Source organism: Palleronia sp. LCG004, assembly GCF_032931615.1.
GTDB lineage: Bacteria > Pseudomonadota > Alphaproteobacteria > Rhodobacterales > Rhodobacteraceae > Palleronia.
The window spans coordinates 144,050-159,646 of sequence record NZ_CP136761.1 but is presented as its reverse complement, the minus strand read 5'-3'; the positions used below and the strand labels follow the sequence as shown (position 1 = coordinate 159,646).

At 66.1% G+C, this 15,597-nt stretch carries 15 protein-coding genes; 11 read left to right on the top strand and 4 right to left on the bottom strand.

From position 1 onward, the window contains the following. Position 1: 1 nt before the first annotated feature. The gene (locus tag RVY76_RS17065; protein ID WP_317377284.1) at positions 2 to 805 is read left to right on the top strand and encodes a glycosyltransferase family 8 protein; all 804 of its coding nucleotides are present in this window, start codon (positions 2 to 4) and stop codon (positions 803 to 805) included. Further along, a complete protein-coding gene (locus RVY76_RS17060) occupies positions 790 to 1,617 on the top strand; it encodes an NAD(P)-dependent oxidoreductase (protein WP_317377282.1) in 828 nt (275 codons plus the stop codon). The genes RVY76_RS17065 and RVY76_RS17060 overlap by 16 nt, the downstream gene beginning before the upstream one ends. 6 nt (positions 1,618 to 1,623) lie before the next feature. Here RVY76_RS17060 and RVY76_RS17055 read toward each other — a convergent pair whose 3' ends face one another. Both RVY76_RS17055 and RVY76_RS17050 read right to left on the bottom strand, forming a co-directional pair. Then, positions 1,624 to 2,886, bottom strand: coding sequence for a HAMP domain-containing sensor histidine kinase (locus tag RVY76_RS17055; protein WP_317377281.1), 1,263 nt, complete (start codon positions 2,884 to 2,886; stop codon positions 1,624 to 1,626). Between the two features lie 32 nt (positions 2,887 to 2,918). Continuing rightward, positions 2,919 to 3,413: a response regulator gene (locus tag RVY76_RS17050; RefSeq protein ID WP_317377279.1), complete on the bottom strand. Its 495-nt coding sequence runs from the start codon at positions 3,411 to 3,413 to the stop codon at positions 2,919 to 2,921. Positions 3,414 to 3,640: 227 nt separating this feature from the next. Between RVY76_RS17050 and RVY76_RS17045 the strand changes: the two genes are divergently transcribed. The 5 genes from RVY76_RS17045 to RVY76_RS17025 all read left to right on the top strand — a co-directional run bounded on the left by RVY76_RS17045 (position 3,641) and on the right by RVY76_RS17025 (position 8,436). Then, positions 3,641 to 3,964: a PRC-barrel domain-containing protein gene (locus RVY76_RS17045; RefSeq protein WP_317377276.1), complete on the top strand. Its 324-nt coding sequence runs from the start codon at positions 3,641 to 3,643 to the stop codon at positions 3,962 to 3,964. 310 nt (positions 3,965 to 4,274) lie between these two features. Further along, positions 4,275 to 4,496, top strand: coding sequence for a hypothetical protein (locus tag RVY76_RS17040; protein WP_317377275.1), 222 nt, complete (start codon positions 4,275 to 4,277; stop codon positions 4,494 to 4,496). A 159-nt stretch (positions 4,497 to 4,655) separates the two neighbouring features. Beyond that, complete coding sequence (locus tag RVY76_RS17035) at positions 4,656 to 5,963, top strand: MFS transporter (RefSeq protein WP_317377273.1); 1,308 nt, start codon at positions 4,656 to 4,658, stop codon at positions 5,961 to 5,963. A gap of 128 nt (positions 5,964 to 6,091) precedes the next feature. Next, positions 6,092 to 7,291: an acyl-CoA dehydrogenase gene (locus RVY76_RS17030; protein ID WP_317377271.1), complete on the top strand. Its 1,200-nt coding sequence runs from the start codon at positions 6,092 to 6,094 to the stop codon at positions 7,289 to 7,291. Continuing rightward, a complete protein-coding gene (locus RVY76_RS17025) occupies positions 7,291 to 8,436 on the top strand; it encodes a CaiB/BaiF CoA-transferase family protein (protein WP_317377269.1) in 1,146 nt (381 codons plus the stop codon). The genes RVY76_RS17030 and RVY76_RS17025 overlap by 1 nt, the downstream gene beginning before the upstream one ends. Here the strand turns inward: RVY76_RS17025 and RVY76_RS17020 are convergent. Together RVY76_RS17020 and RVY76_RS17015 are read right to left on the bottom strand one after the other, a co-directional pair. Further along, positions 8,433 to 8,771: a type II toxin-antitoxin system RelE/ParE family toxin gene (locus tag RVY76_RS17020; protein WP_317377267.1), complete on the bottom strand. Its 339-nt coding sequence runs from the start codon at positions 8,769 to 8,771 to the stop codon at positions 8,433 to 8,435. The two genes, RVY76_RS17025 and RVY76_RS17020, sit on opposite strands and share 4 nt — an antisense overlap. Then, positions 8,768 to 9,025 carry a type II toxin-antitoxin system ParD family antitoxin gene (locus RVY76_RS17015; protein ID WP_317377265.1) on the bottom strand — a complete coding sequence of 86 codons (258 nt, stop codon included), beginning with the start codon at positions 9,023 to 9,025 and terminating at the stop codon, positions 8,768 to 8,770. The genes RVY76_RS17020 and RVY76_RS17015 overlap by 4 nt, the downstream gene beginning before the upstream one ends. Before the next feature lie 141 nt (positions 9,026 to 9,166). On the opposite strand from RVY76_RS17015, the gene map reads away from it, so the two are divergent. The 4 genes from map to RVY76_RS16995 all read left to right on the top strand — a co-directional run bounded on the left by map (position 9,167) and on the right by RVY76_RS16995 (position 15,532). Further along, positions 9,167 to 9,928, top strand: a complete 762-nt coding sequence (map, locus tag RVY76_RS17010; RefSeq protein WP_317377263.1) for a type I methionyl aminopeptidase — start codon at positions 9,167 to 9,169, stop codon at positions 9,926 to 9,928. A 471-nt stretch (positions 9,929 to 10,399) separates the two neighbouring features. After that, the gene (gene zwf, locus RVY76_RS17005) at positions 10,400 to 11,911 is read left to right on the top strand and encodes a glucose-6-phosphate dehydrogenase (protein ID WP_317377261.1); all 1,512 of its coding nucleotides are present in this window, start codon (positions 10,400 to 10,402) and stop codon (positions 11,909 to 11,911) included. 79 nt (positions 11,912 to 11,990) lie between these two features. After that, positions 11,991 to 14,675, top strand: a complete 2,685-nt coding sequence (locus tag RVY76_RS17000) for an MGH1-like glycoside hydrolase domain-containing protein (RefSeq protein WP_317377260.1) — start codon at positions 11,991 to 11,993, stop codon at positions 14,673 to 14,675. Then, the gene (locus tag RVY76_RS16995; RefSeq protein WP_317377258.1) at positions 14,672 to 15,532 is read left to right on the top strand and encodes an LssY C-terminal domain-containing protein; all 861 of its coding nucleotides are present in this window, start codon (positions 14,672 to 14,674) and stop codon (positions 15,530 to 15,532) included. The genes RVY76_RS17000 and RVY76_RS16995 overlap by 4 nt, the downstream gene beginning before the upstream one ends. Positions 15,533 to 15,597 lie beyond the last annotated feature (65 nt).

Below are 15,597 nucleotides of genomic sequence, written 5' to 3'. Positions count from 1 at the left end.
GATGTCGGACGCCTACGTCACGCTGGTCACGAATGCCGATTTCGCGCGCGGGGCCGGCGCGCTCCTGAATTCCATCGCGGCAAGCGGCAGCTGCGCGGATCGCGTGGTGATGCACACGGCCGGCACCCCCGATAGCGCCTTGGCCCCTCTCGCCGAACTGGGTGCGCGGCTGATCCCGGTCGAACTGCTGCCGACCGCGCCCGAATTCAACGCTCTGCATGCGCGCGACCGTCTGCACGGCGCAGCCCCCTTTACGAAGGGCGAGAAACCCGTCTTCCACACGCCGCTCGACAATTTCGCCAAGCTCAGGCTCTGGCAGCTTGAGTATGATCGCGTCGTGTTCCTCGATGCCGACACGCTCGTCCTGCGCAACATCGACCGGCTTTTCGACTATCCCGAATTCTGCGCCGCCCCGAACGTCTACGAGAGCCTCGGTGATTTCCACAGGCTCAATTCCGGCGTCTTCACAGCCCGGCCCGATCCCGCGACATTCGAACGGATGCTTGCCCGGCTCGACGCTCCGGGCGCGTTCTGGCGACGCACGGACCAGACCTTCCTGCAGGATTTCTTTCCCGACTGGCACGGCCTGCCGGTGACGATGAATATGCTGCAATATGTCTGGCTGAACCTCCCCGACCTCTGGTCGTGGGACGCGATCCACGTCCTGCACTACCAGTACGAAAAGCCGTGGATGGCCCATGACAAAGCCGAAAGTCTCCGTCCGCTGATCGACCTGTGGCAAGATTTCGCGGCAGGTCGCGCCCCGGACCTTTCTGCTTTGCCTGGCCCATGCGCATCGTCCTGACCGGCGCCACGGGTCGGGCGGGCCACCCCGCCGCACGCCACCTTTCCCGGATGGGCCACGAGGTGACGACACTCGGACGGCGGCCCTCGGTGCTCGGCCTGCCGCATCTCGACTGGCAGCTCGGCGGCCCCTGCCCCGATCTGGGCTTCGCCGATGCGCTGGTCCATGCAGCCTTCGACCACGTGCCGGGCCGCTATCGCGGTGGGGAGGGCGACGATGCGCCCGGGTTTATCGCACGGAACCGCGATGGCACGCTGCGACTTTTCGATGCCGTGCGGGGCCGTCGCATCGTGTTCCTGTCCTCGCGTGCCGTCTATGGCAGCCCGCCGCCCGGAACCTCCCTCCCCGAGACGCGGGAGCCCGCCCCCGACACGCTCTACGGAAAGATGAAGCGCGAGGTCGAGATCGCCGTCACCGATCGCGGCGGCGTCTCGCTCAGGGCCACGGGCCTCTACGGCCCCCCGCGACCGGGAAAGGCGCATAAATGGGCCGACCTCTTCGCCGATTTCAGCGCCGGCCGCCCCATCGCCCCCCGCGTCGCGACCGAGCTGCACGTGGACGACCTCGCCACGGCGGTCGCGCTTGCGCTCGATCTCGAGCAACCGCAGATCCTCAACGTCTCCGACATCGTGCTCGACCGGTGCGACCTTCTCGGGACATGGGGTGCGATCCACGGGATCGCAGGGCCACTCCCCCGGCGCGCAGATGCGTCTTCCGTCCGCGAGATGGAAACCACCCGCCTACGCGCGCTTGGCTGGACGCCCCGCGGCATGGCGGGACTGCGTGATACGCTCGCCGGAATGCGCCCCTGAGCGGTCTCAGGCGGCCACTTCGGCCACCCTCATCCGCCAGGCCGGCAGACGGATCCGGACGGCAAGCCCCCCGCCCGTCTGGTCGAGCGTGACGTCGCCTCCGTGCAGTTCGATCAACCGGCGCGTCAGCGGCAGGCCGAGCCCGATACCGTCGGCGCGGCGCGTGCGGACCGCCTCACCGGTTCCGAAGGCATGCCAGATCCGGCTTTCGCGTTCGGCCGTGATCCCGGGGCCGTCATCGCCGATCGCGATCTCGACGATGCCGTTCTCGTCCACGCCCAGGCTTACCCGCGCGTTGCGCCCGCCATGCACGACGACATTGGCCAGCAGGCACGAGAATGCCAGTTCGAGCTTTTCCCGGTCGCCGCTGTAAGGCAGGCATTCCGGGATGCCGGTCATGTCGCAGGTCTTGTCGCCGATCCGCATCAGAGCCTGATGCCCGGCCGTGGTCCTGCGCAGAAGCTCGGCCAGGTCGATCGCGCTCTCCTCGATCTCGATATCGGCCGACGACAGCTCGGTGTAGAAGAGGATGCTGTTGACCACCCGCGTGAGCAGATCCGCCGACCCGTCGATCGCGTCGCGGATCTCGGCTTCCTCCGCGTTCGCCGGTTCGAGTAGCGGAAGAAGCCCGCAGATCCCATTCAGCGGCGTGCGCAACTCGTGACCGATCAGCGCGAGGAACTCCTCCTGCGCCTCGTGGGCAATCCGGCCGATCTCGGCCAGCCGCGCGGGGTCGGGTTCCGCCGGTGCCTCGTAGAACCGCGCGATCATCGCGGCCAGGTGCTCGAGCACGGCGATCTGACCCGCATCGGGTGCCTCGTGGGGAACGAGATCGACAGCGCAGAGCGTCCCGACGCAGAATCCCGACGACAGGATCACGGGTGCCGAAGCCGAGAAGCGCAGCCGATTGTTGTCGACGACCGCCGGATGATCGACGCTGCGCGCATCCTGCCAGGTGTCGTGGATCACGATCGTCTGTTTCGCCGCGACCGTGAACGCGCAGAGCGAGGCCTCGCGTGGCGTTCCCTCCACATCGGCCCCGTTGCAATGCAGAAGCCGCTGCGTTTCGCGTTGCATGAGCGAGACATACGCGATCGGCGTGCCGAAGACGGTCTTGGCGGCCTCGGTGACATGCTCGAAGAACGGATCTTTCCGCCGGCGTTCGATCATCATCGCATTGATGATCTCGACCCGCGCACGATCGTTCGCCGGGATCGGATAGGATTGCAGGCTCGGGGTCACGGGGCCGGCTTCACGGGGATCGTCCATCGGCGTCTCTGTCTTTTCTCTGAGGTTGGCGGTCAGTTCAGGCGTTCGGTTATTGCGGTCAGCAGGCGATCCTTCGCGATCGGCTTGGCGAGCCATCCGTCCATCCCGGCCCTGCCGTATTCGGCGATCTGGTCGGTCATCGTGTTGGCCGTCGTCGCAAGGATCACGGCGCGGCTCCGGATCGGGTCGGCCCGCTCGATCGCGCGGATCTGGCGCGCGGCCTCGACCCCGTCGAGAAGCGGCATCTGAATGTCCATCAGGATCACGTCGTAATGCGCGGACATCGCCAGTTCGACGGCTTCCCGTCCGTTCTCGGCCAGCGCGACCTCGCCCTCCACCGATTTCAGCAGGTGCCGCATGACGAGTTGGTTCGTCCGGTTGTCCTCGACCACGAGGATCCTGAGCGACCGCCCCGCAACGCGACCATCCCGGGTCGTCGCGCGCGCCAATGGGTCCATCCGCGCCGTCAGGCTACCGGATCGGTCGTTCGTGTCATCCTCGAACCTCCCTTCGATACCTTCCAACATCGCCTTCCCGCATTCCCACTGAAAATGTGCCTATGAAACTTTCACCGCGAAATGATGAAGGAAGGATTAGGCATCTCGGTGCCACCGGGGCCGCGGGACGTTCTCGACCCTCCTGCACCGCTCCCGGATCGCCCCGAAGCCGGCAGAAACCCGATTTCTCGCATCGGGCGGAACCTGAAAGCGGTCTCCGTGTTGACCGGCAGATTCAAACTTCGAAAGGTAACGCTATGAAAAGTCTGATGATTGCCGCTCTTACGCTGCCCCTCGCCGGTGCCGCCCTCGCGCAGTCTGCCGATGTCTCGAGCTATACCGATGTCGACGGGCTCGAGATCATGGGTGCCGACAACGACGAGGTCGGCGAAATCGAAACCGTCCTTGTCGACGGTTCCGGCCAGCCCGTCGCCTTCGTGGTCGAGGTCGATGACGGCTTCCTCGACCTGGGCGATACCGAAGTCGTGATGAATGTCGACGACCTGACCTGGGACGGCGACCAGTACACGACCGAGATGACCGCCGACGAGGTCGAGCAGCTTCCGACCTGGGACGACTGATTCCCGTCGCCAATGACGCCGCACCGTGCGGCGATCGCGCCCCCGCAGGTTCTGCGGGGGCGTTTTTCGTTGGGTCCCGCGATCCATGGGTGGCCCGGACGGATTTGGGCCAGCACCCTGAAAACATGGGATAACAGCCAACTGCTATCGGATAGCGGCGTGGATATGCAGGTCCGTGATCGCATGACCGAACCCTGGCGACATATCTGCCGGCGCATCGGCGGGGACCCGGAGAGGTATCGTCTCTCCCGCAGGGTCTCCGACATGTGCAACGCCGCCGACATCCGCGCGGCCCCTCGAGGAGACCACCATGAAATTCATCCTTCCGCTCGTCGCGGCGACCGCCCTTCTCTCGGCCTGCGCCCCGGGTGCCGCCATCGACACTGACATGGAACGCGGCCTCGTCGGCGCGGCGCTCGGCTACGGTGCCGCGCGGGCCGTCGACGGGAACGGCGATCGCGGCGCGATCGTGGGCGGCCTCGCCGGCGTCTTCTGCGACGATGCGGGCATCTGCCGCCGTCCGCGTTACTGATCAAGACAGCGGCGCGGAGCCTTTTTCCGCGTCAATCTTCCATGGCCGCGGGGCCGCGCGTCCCTGCGGCCATGGACAGGCCCTCCGCGACGCGGTTAGGTTGGGCGTTAGCCGTTCCCGACAGGGAAGACGATGCCACCGGCCCCGAGCGGAGCGTTCATGATCCAAGTCCTCTCCGCCATCTGGGCGCTGCTTCTCGGAATCGTGCTGATCATGCTCGGCAACGGGATGCAGTTCACCCTGATTGGCATCAGGGGCGGGATCGAGGGGTTTTCTGCCGCCGAACTCGCCATCGTCACCTCGGCCTATTTCGCGGGTTTTCTCGCAGGTGCGCGTTATGCCCCCGTGATGATCCGGCGCGTGGGCCATGTCCGCGTCTTCGCGGCGCTCGGCAGCTTCGTGTCGGCGGGGCTCATCGCGTTTCCGCTTCTCGCCGATCCGATCGCCTGGACCCTCCTGCGGCTGTTGCTCGGATTCTGCATGTCGGGCATCTACGTCACCGCCGAGAGCTGGCTCAACGATGCCGCCACAAACGAGACGCGCGGCAAGGTCCTCGCCGCCTACATGATCGCGCAGACCCTCGGAATCATCGGCGCGCAGGGATTGCTGACGCTGGGGGATGCGGGCACCTCGGTGCTCTTCATCGGGGCGTCGATCCTCGTCTCGATCTCCTTCGCGCCGATCCTGCTGTCGATCTCTCCCGTTCCCGCCGCAGCGGTCACGCGGCCCATGTCGCTCTGGCGGCTCTTCTCGGGCTCTCCCCTTGGCACGGTCGGGATCTTCCTGCTGGGGGCGGCCTATGCCACGCAATCGGGCATGGCCGCGGTCTTCGGCACGCAGATCGCGATGACCGCACCGCAGATCTCGCTCTTCGTGGCCATGCTCTTCGGCGGGGCGCTGGTGCTGCAATATCCGATCGGCTGGCTGTCGGACCGGCTGGACCGTCGGCGGCTAATCCTCTGGACCTCGGCGCTCGGAGCCGCCTCCTGCGCGGCCGGCTGGATGGCGGGCGACGGGCTCTGGTTCCTGATGGGGGCGGCCTTTCTCGCGGGCGGGGTGACGACGCCGCTCTATGCGCTCTTCCTCGCCTATACGAACGACGCCCTTTCGGTCGAGGACATGCCGGCCGCCTCGGGCGGGCTGGTGCTCACCTTCGGGATCGGGGCAATTATCGGCCCGCTCGTCACCGGCTGGGCGATGCAGCACGTCGATCCCTACGCCTTCTGGCTCGTGCTCGGATCGACCTTCACGCTGATCGCGCTCTATGCGCTCTACCGGATGACGCAGAATGTCCGCCCGGCCATGAGCACGAGCGACAGCTATCTCGGCGTCGTGCCGACGGCATCGTCCGTCGCGGTCGAGGCGGCAGGCAGCTGGGCGGCCGAACAGGCGGCCGAACAGGGCGACGAGGAAGATCCGGAAGAAGACGAGGAAGACGAGACGCCCGATACGATGCCGGGATCCTGACCGCTTCCGCCGATCCGCCCGGGCCGGGCTTCCACGATGGCAAACCGGCCCGCCATGTCCTAGACTCGGGTGGAAGACCGCCCCGTCGCACGGGGCCGGTCGGTGTCATGGAGGGAGAGGGACGCGCCATGAAGGATATGGATCACAAGGGTCAGTCGTTCCAATGGGCCGATCCGCTGCTTCTCGAGGACCAGCTGAGCGAGGAAGAGCGCCTGATCTCCGACACCGCGCGCGCCTTCGCCCAAGGCTCCCTCCTGCCACGCGTGGAGGACGCCTACATGAACGAGACGACCGACCCCGCGATCTTCCCCGAGATGGGCGAGGCCGGACTCCTCGGCGTCAACATCCCCGAGGAATACGGCGGGGCCGATGCAGGCTACGTGGCCTACGGCCTCGTCGCGCGCGAGGTCGAGCGCGTCGATTCCGGCTATCGCTCGATGATGTCGGTGCAGTCGAGCCTCGTGATGTATCCGATCCTCACCTACGGAAGCGAGGAACAGCGCCGCAAATACCTGCCGAAACTTGCCAGCGGCGAATGGATCGGCTGCTTCGGGCTGACCGAACCCGATGCGGGCAGCGATCCTGGCAGCATGAAGACCAACGCGAAGAAGACCGAGGGCGGCTACGTCCTCAACGGCTCCAAGATGTGGATCTCGAACGCGCCCATCGCCGACGTCTTCGTGGTCTGGGCCGCCTCCGAGGCGCATGACGGCAAGATCCGCGGCTTCGTTCTCGACAAGGGCACGAAGGGCCTGTCGGCCCCCAAGATCGGCGGCAAGCTCTCCCTGCGTGCCTCGATCACCGGCGAGATCGTGATGGAGGATGTCGAGGTCGGCGAGGACGCGCTCCTGCCGAATGTCGAGGGGCTCGGCGGTCCCTTCGGTTGCCTGAACCGCGCGCGCTATGGCATCGCATGGGGTACCATGGGCGCGGCCGAGGATTGCTGGCACCGCTCCCGGCAATACGGGCTCGACCGCAAGCAGTTCGGCCGTCCCCTCGCCGCCACGCAGCTCTTCCAGAAGAAACTCGCCGACATGCAGACCGAGATTTCGCTGGGTCTGCAAGCCGCCCTGCGCGTCGGTCGCCTGATGGACGAGGGCCGCTTCGCCCCCGAGATGATCTCGCTCATCAAGCGCAACAATTGCGGCAAGGCGCTCGACATCGCACGGCAGGCCCGCGACATGCATGGCGGCAACGGCATCCAGATCGAGTACCATGTGATGCGCCACGCCCAGAACCTCGAGACGGTCAACACCTACGAGGGCACCCATGACGTCCATGCGTTGATCCTCGGCCGCGCGCAGACCGGGCACCAAGCGTTCTTCTGATGGGCGACGCACCGCTCGCGGGCCTGCGCGTGGTCGAGCTCGCCCGCATCCTCGCCGGGCCGTGGATCGGCCAGACGCTGGCTGATCTCGGGGCCGAGGTCATCAAGGTCGAGGCCCCCGAGGGCGACGATACCCGCCGCTGGGGCCCTCCCTTCGTCGAGCGCGACGACGGCCATGGCGGCACCGAGACGGTCGCCGCCTATTTCCACGCGGCCAATCGCGGAAAGCGTTCCGTGCGGTGCGACTTCGCCGATCCGGAGGATCTCGCGCGGCTCAAGGACCTGATCGCGGGCGCGGACGTGCTGATCGAGAATTTCAAGCTCGGCGGCCTCGCCAGGTGGGGCCTCGATTACCCTACGCTCTCGGCTGACAATTCCGGTCTCGTCTATGCCTCCGTCACCGGTTTCGGACAGGACGGACCACGCGCCGCGCAGCCGGGATACGATTTCATGATCCAGGGCCTTTCGGGCATCATGGACCTGACGGGCGAGCCCGACGGCCAGCCGCAGAAGGTCGGCGTCGCCTGGATCGACGTCTTCACCGGGCTCTACGGCGTGATCGGCATCCAGGCCGCGCTTGCCGAACGCGCGCGCTCGGGGATGGGGCAGCACGTCGATCTGTCGCTGCTCGATACAGGGGTTGCCGTGCTTGCGAACCAGGCGACGAACCACCTCCTCGGAGGGACCGCGCCCACGCGGCTCGGCAACGCACATCCGAACATCGTGCCCTATCAGGTCTTCGCGACCTCCGACGGCCACCTCATCGTCGCCTGCGGCAACGACCGTCAATTCGCCGCACTGGCCGACGTGCTGGGCTTGGGCGGCCTCGCCTCGGATCCGCGCTTCGCGACCAACGGCGCGCGTGTCGCCAATCGCGAGACCCTCGCCCCGATGATCGAGGACGCGACCCGTCGCCGTCTGCGCGACGCGCTCATCGCGGATCTGGGGGGTGCCGGTGTGCCCTGCGGACCGATCAATTCCGTGGCCGAGGCACTTTCGGACCCGCAGGTCGCCGCGCGCGGCATGGTGATCTCGCCCGAAGGGCTTCAGGGGGTACGCACGCCGATCGGCTTTTCGCGAAGCGAGCTGTCCTTGGAACGGGCCGCCCCCATCCTCGGTGCGGATGGCTGGAAAGGTTGGGACTAATTCCCGCGAACACCCTTCGCCTGCCCGAGCGCCGCGACATGCCGTGGCAGGTCGCTCCGGGAATGAAGAATATCGACGATAACGACCTCCTCCGGATCGTCGAGGAAGACAAGGAAGTGCTCTCCCGCCCGGGTGAACCGCAGATCGGCGGCATCCTCGGCCAGTACCGCACAACTTCGGCTGAGCGCCCTGCCCTCGCAAATCTCGCGGCAGCGATCCAGCAGATCCATCTCATAGCGATCGGCCTGCGCCGTGCCGAAACTCTCGATCGTCCAGCGTGCGATCTGGGCGAGGCTCTCCTCCGCTCGGCGGGTGAGCCTCAGCGAACGGTTCACGATGCGGCGCGCGCCGCGGCAAAGGCCCGGCGGATCGCATCTTCGCCCGTGCCCTGTGCAAGATCGCCGTCCCGCACCTGCGCGAGCCCTTCCTCAATGCCGCGACGGATGGCCGACAGCTCCGCCTCCTCGCGTTCGAGCAGCCGCAGACCCGCGCGAAGCGCCTCGCTGGCATTCTGGAACCGCCCGGACGCAACCAGCGATTGCACCAGCTGATCCTGCATGTCCGTCAGGACGACATTGCGTGTGACCATGTCCGTCGCCTCCTCATTGGCGATATATGCCAATGCCGGCTCCCGATCAAGCTGGTGACCGTCGGGGCCAGAGTCCCTTCCAACGCGACAGACCTCACGAATCCGGCTATCCTCGCAATTCAGGATACGAGAGCGACCCGAATGACGATCACGAACCAGGCGGAACTCGACGGGCTGAAGATCATCGGCCGGATCGTCGCCAACACGCTGCGCGACATGACCGCAGCCCTTGAGCCCGGCATGACGACCGCCGAACTCGACGAGATCGGTCGCGCGCATCTCGACCGCGAGGGGGCGATCCCAGCCCCGAGCGCGACCTACGGCTTTCCGGGCACCACCTGCATCAGCGTCAACGAGGAGATCGCCCACGGCATTCCCGGACCCCGCGTGATCGCGCCGGGGGATATGGTCAATATCGACGTCTCGGCCTCGAAGGACGGCTATTTCGCCGATACGGGCGCAAGCGTCGTCGTCCCGCCGTCGGATGCAGCGCGCGACCGGCTCTGCCGAGATGGCCGTCGCGCCATGCAGATCGGCATCTCGCAGGTCGCGGCCGGCAAGCCCCTCGCCGGTATCGGCACCGCGATCGGCCGGTTCGCCTCGGGGCGCGGCTATACGCTCATCCGCAACCTCGCGAGCCACGGCGTCGGCCGCTCGCTACACGAATATCCCGGCGAGATCGCAACCTGGCCCGACCGACGCGACACGCGGCGCATCACCAAAGGCCTCGTCTTCACGATCGAACCCTTCCTGTCGACGGGCGGCATCGCCGCGACCGACGGCCTCGACGGCTGGACGCTCTACAGCGATCCGCCCGCCCCGGTCGTGCAATACGAACACACCATCGTCGCTCTGAAGCGCGGCGCGACGATCCTTACCCTCCCCGGCCAGGCAGCCCCATGATTTCGGTCGCCTTGAGGGATTCCTTGGACGACAGCGGGCGGATAGGGGTCGGACCCTTCCGCAAAGCAGCACATGATAGGAACTAAGTAGCCAGATCCACCGAAGCCGGTTGCCTTGAACCATACTCTTCCGCCTTGGCTGAAAGCGCGTCGAGCCATGTGAGGCCTGCGTCGCGTCTCCGAAAGACTGGTGGCCAGAAATTTCGGAAGCGCTGACCTGCCCGGTTATTTCGCGGCCTGTTCTTGAGAATTTCCCACCCGCCACCGGCCTTGGCGGGTCGTGCGGAAAGCCCGATCGAGGACGGCAAATGCTCGTCAGGTCTTGAAAGCCGGGCGTTCCACCTCGGATTGCCCGCATCGCGGCACCTTGCCGGAAAAATCCATCGGATTATACCGATGACGTATGCTGCCGAAATCGTTTCCAACGGTCTCGTTCCGGCGGTGACTGCAGGCTTATCTGAGAGGATGTCTCATGCCGACGAACGGTTCGTCACACAGGTCCAAGCCGGGTCATGCCACGGCACCCGCCTGCACGATGGTGATCTTCGGAGCGAGGGGGGACCTGACCAAGCGGCTGCTGTTCCCCTCCCTCTACAACCTTGTGGAGATGAGCCTGCTCGACGAGGACTTCAAAGTCGAGGGCATCGATATCGCCGAGAGCGACGACGCCGCTTGGCGCAAGGGCCTCGGCGACACGATCGACTCGTTCGCCGATGATCCGGATGCCGAATTCCATCCCGATCACATCGATTCCGACGCGTGGGACTGGTTGATGTCGCGCGCCACCTACCAGCGTGGCGATGTCACCGATGCGAAGACATTCGATGCCTTGGCCGAACGGCTGAAGGACCGGTCAGCGATCTTCTATCTTGCCGTGTCGTCGCGGTTCTTCTGGCCCATCATCGAACGGCTCGGTGCGGCGGGCCTTCTGGAAGAGCCGGACGGGGCGTTCCGGCGACTGGTGATCGAAAAGCCGTTCGGCCACGACCTCGCATCGGCGCGCGAGCTCAACACGAAGATCCTGTCCGTCGCGCAGGAAGCCCAGGTATTTCGCATCGACCATTTCATGGGGAAGGAGCCGGTCCAGAGCATCCTCGCGATGCGCTTCGCCAACCGTCTCTTCGAGCCGATCTGGCGGTCCGAGCACATCGAACGTGTGGAGATCACGGCCGCCGAGACGATCGGCATCGAAAGCCGCGGGCACTTCTACGAGGCGACCGGCGCATTGCGGGACATGGTGCCGAACCATCTCTTCCAGCTGCTCTGCATGGCGGCGATGGACCCGCCCTCGTCTCTCGACCCCGACGCCGTTCGCAGCGAAAAGACGCGGCTGCTGTCCGCCGTGGCCCCCCTCGGCAAGGACGATGTCGTCTTCGGCCAGTACGAGGCGGGCACGGTCGACGGCAAGGCGGTGCCGGGCTATCGCGACGAGGCGGACGTGGCCGCGGACAGCCGGACCGAAACCTATGTCGCGGCGCGGTTGATGATCAACAACTGGCGTTGGGCGGGTACGCCGTTCCTGCTGCGAACCGGCAAACGGCTCGCCGCGAGGCGGACGGAGATCGTCGTGCATCTGCGGCCCGCGCCATTCGCCCTCTTCCCGAACACACCGCAGAGAACCGACAGCGCGAGCCGGATCATCTTCTCGATCGACCCGAAACACGGGATCGAGATCGCGTTCGACGTCAAGCAACCGGGCCCGGACGTGACGCTCGCGCCCGCGGCGACGTGGTTCTCGTTCGACAAGGGGTTCGATCGATCGCCGACCGTCGGCTACGAGGCGCTGCTCTACGATTGCATGCTCGGCGACGCGACGCTGTTCCAGAGAGCCGACACGATCGAGGCGGCGTGGCGCATCGTCGACCCGGTCCTGAACCACGCGCAGGACGCGGTGCCGGCCTTCTACGAGGCGGGAGGAGACGGGCCGGACGACTGGACGTGGACGCCGCTGAAGTCCGTCGCGCCATCGGATGAGCCGTCTTGAACGGCCGAGCCGATAACCGGCGCATGGTCGGCGGGCCGATATCCCTTGAGCTTTCCGGGCACAATGCCCGCGCCGAAACGTGGTAGGCGATCCGGGGCCGGGCGCGCCGATCTTCGACACCGCCGAAGGGCACCGCATCCAAAACGCGGATACGGACGGATGGCGGCGTTGGGGCCCCTACCTGGCCGAGCGTCAATGGGGAACGGTGCGCGAGGATTACAGCGCCGACGGCGATGCGTGGTCCGCCTTTCCGCATGACCATGCCCGCTCGCGGGCCTATCGCTGGGGCGAGGACGGCATCGCGGGTTTCTGCGACGAGGGGCAGACATGGTGCCTGTCGCTCGGTCTCTGGAACGGTGCCGATCCGATCGTGAAGGAACGCCTCTTCGGGTTGACGAACGCGGAAGGCAACCACGGCGAGGATGTCAAAGAGCTCTGGTGGCACCTCGACGCCGTGCCGAGCCACGCCTGGCAGCGCATGCTCTACCGTTATCCGCAGCGTGCCTTTCCCTATGCCGACCTCGTGGCGGAAAACGCGCGACGGCGGGGGACCGACGCCCCAGAATACAAGCTGGAAGATACCGGCATCCTGTCGGACGACAGATTCTTCGACGTCGAGGTCGCGTATGCCAAGGCCGGCCCCGACGACGTGCTCATGCGCGTCACCGTCCTCAATCGCGGTCCGCAGAAGGCCCGCATCCACGTCTTGCCGCAGCTCGTCGCCCGCAACACCTGGAGCTGGGGCGGCAACAGCGAAAAACCGACCATCGCGCCTGATGGGCCGGGCAGCGTTCTGGCCAGCCAACCGGGCAAGACGCCGTTGCGCCTCGAGGCGCTGCAGGACGTCCGCTGGCTGTTTTGCGAGAACGAAACCAACAAGCACCGCCTTTACGGGATCGGCCCGGACGGCCCCTTCAAGGATGCGATCAACGACCATCTTGTCGGCGGCGCGGTCGAGCTGCCCGGATCCGGGACGAAATGCGCGGCACTGTCCGAGCACGAGATCGAGGCGGGGGCATCCGTAACCCTGCGGTACCGCCTTGCCCCGGCATCGGCCGACGCGCTGGATGCCACGGCGTTCGACGGCATCCTGCGCGACCGCGCCGCCGAAGCGGATGCGTTCTACGGCGCGCTCCAGCAGGAGATGACCGAACCGGACGAACGGCTGGTCCAGAGACGGGCGCTCGCCGGCCTCCTGTGGTCCAAGCAGGTCTATCGGTACGACGTGAAGCGCTGGCTCGAAGGTGATCCGGCCGGTCCCGTTCCACCTGCCGAGCGACGGCGCGGGCGCAATTCGGACTGGACGCATCTCAACAATTCCGAGGTGATCCTCATGCCGGATACCTGGGAATATCCCTGGTACGCCTCGTGGGATCTGGCGTTCCACGCGATGGCGGCCGCATGCGTCGATCCGGCCTTCGCCAAGGATCAGCTCCTGCTTCTGACACGCGAATGGTACATGCACCCGAGCGGTCAGCTCCCGGCCTACGAATGGTCGTTCTCCGACGCCAACCCGCCGATCCACGCATATGCGGCCCTGCGGGTCTATCGCGCGGACGCGGAACTCACCGGCCGGCCCGACCGCGCCTTCCTCGAACGGATCTTCCACAAGCTGATCGTGAACTTCACCTGGTGGGTGAACCGGAAGGACGTGTCCGGGCGAAATCTGTTTCAGGGAGGTTTTCTCGGGCTCGACAATATCGGGGTATTCGATCGTTCGGCCCCCGTTCCGGGCGGCGGCACCCTCGAACAAGCCGACGCGACGGCCTGGATGGCGATGTATGCGCTCAACATGATGCGAATGGCGCTGGAGCTGGCCGAGGACAATCCCGCCTACGAGGACATCGCGACGAAGTTCTTCGAACATTTCCTGACCATCGCGTCGGCCATGACCCATCTCGGCCGATCCGAGGCCGAAAAGGACACGGGCGAGGAAGGCGACGGTCTGTGGAACGAGGCCGACGGCTTCTTCTACGACGTGCTGGTCCTGCCGGATGGGTCGACCACGACCCTTCGCGTGCGGTCTCTGGTGGGGCTGATCCCGCTCTGCGCTGTCGAAGTGCTCGACCGCGATCTTGCGCAGCGCCATCCTGCATTCGCCCGTCGTCTCGACTGGATGCTGCGGCACCGCCCCGACCTGACGGATCAGGTCTCGCGATATGCGGAGCCGGGGCAGAACGACCGCCTCCTTCTGTCCCTCCTGCGAAGACACCGCATGACGGCCGTGCTCGGGCGGATGCTGGACGAAACCGAATTCCTGTCGCCGCACGGGGTTCGCTCCGTGTCGAAGGCACATGGCACCGGTCCGTTCGAGATCGCGATCGGGGATCGGAGTTTCTCGGTAGGGTACGAGCCCGGTGCCTCGCAGAGCGGCCTGTTCGGCGGAAATTCCAATTGGCGCGGTCCCGTATGGATGCCGCTCAACTTCATGCTGATCGATGCGCTGCGTGAGTTCGCGCGATTCTACGGCGACGAGATCAAGGTCGAATGCCCCTCTGGATCGGGGCGAAATGTTGACCTCGGAGGCGTGGCCGACGAACTTTCGCGCCGCCTCGAAGCTCTCTTTCTCAAAGACGCGGAAGGTTTGCGGCCCTCGACTGGCGGCAAGGCACCGCGTGGCGGTCTGGACGGGGAAGAACTCCTCCAGTTCAACGAATTCTTCCATGGCGAAACGGGCCTCGGCCTCGGTGCCTCCCATCAGACCGGATGGACGGCGCTGGTGGCCCTTCTTCTTCGGCGGCCGGCCCGGCAAAGCGTGAAATGACGAGGTCCTCCAAAGGAAAGGCCCCGGTCAGGGGGCCACGAAAGGGACGTGCTCTCGTCCGCCGCGCCGCCCTCGTCTTCGGCCTGATTGCTGCCGTCTGGATCGGCATGGCCTATTTCGTCCTTCCGAACGCCCTGCGCCATTACGATCACCAGCCCGGCCTCGAGGGTCTCGAGATGGTGACCCATACCGCGGACGGTCTCGCCGGCGATCCGTTGAACGTGGGGCTCGTCGGATCGCAGGCCGAGCTCGTCTCGGCACTGACGAAGGCGGACTGGGTGCCGGCCGATCCCGTCACCTTGCGCACGAGCATCGGGATCGTCGGCAGCGTCGTCCTCGACAGATCCGATCGTGATGCCCCGGTCAGTCCCCTGTTCTATCAAGGGCGCAGGCAGGACCTTGCCTTCGAGAAGGCAGTCGGGCGCAGCGCCGACCGACGCCAGCACGTGCGCTTCTGGAAGGTCCTCCCTTCGGGACAGGAAGGGCGGCCGGTCTGGCTCGGCTCTGCATCCTTCGATACCGGCGTCGGCCTCAGCCATTATACCGGAGCCGTCACGCACGACATTTCCCCCGATATCGACGCGATGCGCGATCAGCTGAGTGTCGATCTTGCCGCGACCGGACTGATCACCGAGACCTACGAGGTGACCGGTGTCGGTCCGACGCTGAACGGCCGCAACGGCGGGGGTGATCGGTACTACACGGATGGCGAGATCGAGGTTTCCGTCATCGCGGCGCCGGGAGAGACCGGGCACCAACCACCGCCGAAGCTGGCGAACCCGCCCATGGTGAACCTCAAGAACATGCTCTGGAATTCCGTGAAGACCGCGGCGACCTCCGGCGGGTCCGGATCCTAGCACCCTCTCCGTCAGGCCCCTGCCGCCATGACGCAAGATTGAACGGCAAAGGCCCTCTCCCCGGG

Bases quoted from the DNA above. Each gene is read 5' to 3' on its own strand.
- RVY76_RS17065 (WP_317377284.1), top strand. From the start codon at position 2: ATGTCGGACGCCTACGTCACGCTGGTCACGAATGCCGATTTCGCGCGC.
- RVY76_RS17060 (WP_317377282.1), top strand. From the start codon at position 790: ATGCGCATCGTCCTGACCGGCGCCACGGGTCGGGCGGGCCACCCCGCC.
- RVY76_RS17055 (WP_317377281.1), bottom strand. From the start codon at position 2,886: ATGGACGATCCCCGTGAAGCCGGCCCCGTGACCCCGAGCCTGCAATCC.
- RVY76_RS17050 (WP_317377279.1), bottom strand. From the start codon at position 3,413: ATGTTGGAAGGTATCGAAGGGAGGTTCGAGGATGACACGAACGACCGA.
- RVY76_RS17045 (WP_317377276.1), top strand. From the start codon at position 3,641: ATGAAAAGTCTGATGATTGCCGCTCTTACGCTGCCCCTCGCCGGTGCC.
- RVY76_RS17040 (WP_317377275.1), top strand. From the start codon at position 4,275: ATGAAATTCATCCTTCCGCTCGTCGCGGCGACCGCCCTTCTCTCGGCC.
- RVY76_RS17035 (WP_317377273.1), top strand. From the start codon at position 4,656: ATGATCCAAGTCCTCTCCGCCATCTGGGCGCTGCTTCTCGGAATCGTG.
- RVY76_RS17030 (WP_317377271.1), top strand. From the start codon at position 6,092: ATGAAGGATATGGATCACAAGGGTCAGTCGTTCCAATGGGCCGATCCG.
- RVY76_RS17025 (WP_317377269.1), top strand. From the start codon at position 7,291: ATGGGCGACGCACCGCTCGCGGGCCTGCGCGTGGTCGAGCTCGCCCGC.
- RVY76_RS17015 (WP_317377265.1), bottom strand. From the start codon at position 9,025: ATGGTCACACGCAATGTCGTCCTGACGGACATGCAGGATCAGCTGGTG.
- map (WP_317377263.1), top strand. From the start codon at position 9,167: ATGACGATCACGAACCAGGCGGAACTCGACGGGCTGAAGATCATCGGC.
- zwf (WP_317377261.1), top strand. From the start codon at position 10,400: ATGCCGACGAACGGTTCGTCACACAGGTCCAAGCCGGGTCATGCCACG.
- RVY76_RS16995 (WP_317377258.1), top strand. From the start codon at position 14,672: ATGACGAGGTCCTCCAAAGGAAAGGCCCCGGTCAGGGGGCCACGAAAG.